General features: G+C 72.3%; 3 protein-coding genes and 1 pseudogene. All 4 read right to left on the bottom strand.

Annotated elements, in window-relative coordinates:
• On the bottom strand, positions 1 to 986 hold a 986-nt coding region (locus ONA70_RS35795; RefSeq protein ID WP_265010902.1), incomplete at its 3' end, for an MCE family protein.
• A 2-nt stretch (positions 987 to 988) separates the two neighbouring features.
• Complete coding sequence (locus ONA70_RS35790) at positions 989 to 1,792, bottom strand: MlaE family ABC transporter permease (RefSeq protein WP_265010901.1); 804 nt, start codon at positions 1,790 to 1,792, stop codon at positions 989 to 991.
• Between the two features lies 1 nt (position 1,793).
• The gene (locus ONA70_RS35785; RefSeq protein ID WP_265010900.1) at positions 1,794 to 2,564 is read right to left on the bottom strand and encodes an MlaE family ABC transporter permease; all 771 of its coding nucleotides are present in this window, start codon (positions 2,562 to 2,564) and stop codon (positions 1,794 to 1,796) included.
• Positions 2,561 to 2,790: pseudogene (locus tag ONA70_RS35780) on the bottom strand (hypothetical protein); the annotation flags it as partial. The pseudogene ONA70_RS35780 and the gene ONA70_RS35785, both read right to left, overlap by 4 nt.

The following is a 2,790-nucleotide window of genomic DNA, read 5'->3' as shown; positions in this document are numbered from 1 at the left end:
TCGGCGCCATACACCGGCGCGTCGCGGCCCTTCTCGTACGGGCCGCCGTCCTTGGTGACCTCGAGGGTGATGTGCATCCGGCCGCCGGCGAAGACCTCCTCGACCCGGGGTTGCAGGGCGACCAGCCCGCGGACCAGGCACGGGTACTCGGGGGCGTAGGTGGCGAGCAGTTCCAGCAGCGGCCGGCTTACCTGGCCGAGGCGGATGAGCTGGTCGCCGTGCCGGTCGAGGAAGCCGCGGGTGGTGTCGGCGGTGTCGGTGGTGTCGGCGAGCAGCGCGGCGAGCTGGGCGCGCTGGTCGGTGACCGTGTCGGCGGTGACCGTGACGTCGCGCAGCAGGGCGAGCAGGTCGGGCAGCGCGGCGTCGTAGCTGTCCAGCACGGCGGCGAGCTGGCGGACGTCCTCGGCGATGGTCGGCAGCTGCGGGTTGAGCTGCCGCAGGTACGCGTCGAGCCGGGTGAGGTTGGCGCCGAGTTGGTCACCGCGCCCCTCGAGGGCGGTGGAGATCGCGCCGAGGGTGGCGGCGAGCTGGTCGGGGTGGATGGCCTGCAGCAGCGGCAGCGCCTGGTCGAGCACCCGTTCCAGTTCGATCGCGGTACGGCTGCGGTCCTGGGTGATGACCGCGCCGTCGCGGATCGGCCCGGCGGTGCTGCCCGGGGGCGGGACGAGTTCCACGTACCGCTCGCCGAAGAGGGTCTTGGGCAGCAGCCGGGCGGTCACGTCGGCGGGGATCCGGTCGGTGGTGGCGGGATCGAGGGCCAGCCCGATGACCGCGCCCTGGCCGTCGCTGCGTACCGAGCGGACGTCGCCGACGACCACGCCGCGTACCTTGACGTCGGCGCCGTCGAGGAGTTGCAGGCCGGCACGGTCGGCGCGCAGGGTGATCCGGTCGACCGGGGTGAACGCCTTGCGGTACTGCAGCACCGAGGCGGTCAGCGCCGCGGTGAGCAGGGCGATGAAGACGATGCCGAGGACACGGTGTCGCATGGTCACCCCGCGATCCGGACGGTGGTGGTGGCGCCCCAGATGGCCAGGGACAGGAAGAAGTCCACGACGTTGACCGCGACGATGGCGGTGCGGACGGCCCGGCCCACGGCGACGCCGACCCCGGCGGGCCCGCCCTGCGCGGTGTAGCCGTACCAGCAGTGCACCAGCACGACGATCACGCTGAACACCAGCACCTTGCCGAAGGACCAGAGCACGTCCTCGGGCGGCAGGAACAGGTGGAAGTAGTAGTCGTAGGTGCCGGCGGACTGTCCGAAGTAGGCCACCGCGATGGTGCGGGTGGCGAGGAAGCTGGAAAGCAGGCCGATCACGTACAGCGGGACGACCGCGATGAAGCCGGCGATCATCCGGGTGGTGACCAGGAACGGCAGCGAGGGCACGCCCATCACCTCCAGGGCGTCCACCTCCTCGGAGATCCGCATGGCGCCGAGCTGGGCGGTGAAGCCGCAGCCGACGGTGGCGGACAGGGCCAGCGCGGCGACCAGCGGCGAGATCTCCCGCGTGTTGAAGTACGCCGAGACGAAGCCGGTGAAGGCGCTGCTGCCGATCTGGTCGAGCGCCTGGTAGCCCTGGAGACCGACCTCGGTGCCGGTGAAGAAGGTGAGGAAGCAGATGACGCCGACGGTGCCGCCGAGCACGGCGAGCGCGCCGGTGCCGAAGCTGACCTCGGCCAGCAGCCGGACCACCTCGCGCTTGTAGCGGCGCAGGGTGCGCGGCGCCCAGGCCAGGGCGCGCAGGTGGAAGGCGAGCTGGCCGCCGAGGTCGTCGAGATACCGCAGTACGGCCATGTCAGCTCCCCTTCTGCGGGACGACCTGGAAGTACACGGCCGTGACGAGGAAGTTGAGCGCGAACAGCAGCATGAAGGTGATGACCACGCTCTGGTTGACCGCGTCGCCGACGCCCTTCGGCCCACCCTTGGCGGTCATCCCCTTGTAGCTGGCGACCAGCGCGGCGGTGGCCCCGAACAGCAGCGCCTTCACCTCCCCCACCAGCAGGTCGGGCAGTTGCCCGAGGGCCTGGAAGCTGGCCACGTACGCCCCCGGCGTGCCGCCCTGCAGGACGACGTTGAACGCGTACCCGCCGGTCACGCCGACGACGCTGACCAGGCCGTTGAGCAGGACGGCGACGAGCATCGCGGCGAGCACCCGGGGCACCACGAGCCGCTGGATCGGGTCGATGCCGAGCACCTGCATGGCGTCCAGCTCCTCCCGGATCTTGCGTGCGCCCAGGTCGGCGCAGATCGCCGAACCGCCGGCGCCGGCGATGATCAGGGCGGTGACGATCGGCCCGGCCTCGCGGACCACGGCGAGCACCGAGGCGGCGCCGGTGAACGACTGCGCGCCGAGCTGACGGACCAGCGAGCCGAGCTGCAGGGCGATGACCGCGCCGAACGGGATGGACACCAGAGCGGCCGGCAGGATCGACACCGAGCTGATGAACCAGGCCTGCTGGACGAACTCGCGCACCTGCACCGGCCGCCGGCCCAGCCCACGCAGGGTGTCGAGGCAGAACGCGAAGAACTCGCCGCTGCCGCGTACCGCGCTCACGGGTGCGCTCATCCGGTCGCCTCCCGCGGGCCGTCGAGGATCGGGTGCCAGCCGAGCCCGGCGGTCGGCCGTTCGTCGCCGCGGGCCCCGTGGAACGAGCCCGGGGGCGGGATGACGCCGTGCTCGCGGCACCACTGTCCCGGTGGGCGTTCGGCGCGGCGGGGCAGCCCGTCCGACGGGGCCAGCTGCGGCGGGATGGGCGGCAGCGGCGGCAGTTCCACGCCGGACTCCGCCTCGG

Source organism: Micromonospora yasonensis (assembly GCF_026013475.1).
Taxonomy (GTDB): domain Bacteria; phylum Actinomycetota; class Actinomycetes; order Mycobacteriales; family Micromonosporaceae; genus Micromonospora; species Micromonospora yasonensis.
Note: the sequence above shows the minus strand (reverse complement) of the source record. Positions and strands in the feature narration are given on the sequence as shown.

Excerpts from the sequence above, each read along its gene's own strand:
- ONA70_RS35790 (WP_265010901.1), bottom strand. The coding sequence starts at position 1,792 with ATGGCCGTACTGCGGTATCTCGACGACCTCGGCGGCCAGCTCGCCTTC.
- ONA70_RS35785 (WP_265010900.1), bottom strand. The coding sequence starts at position 2,564 with ATGAGCGCACCCGTGAGCGCGGTACGCGGCAGCGGCGAGTTCTTCGCG.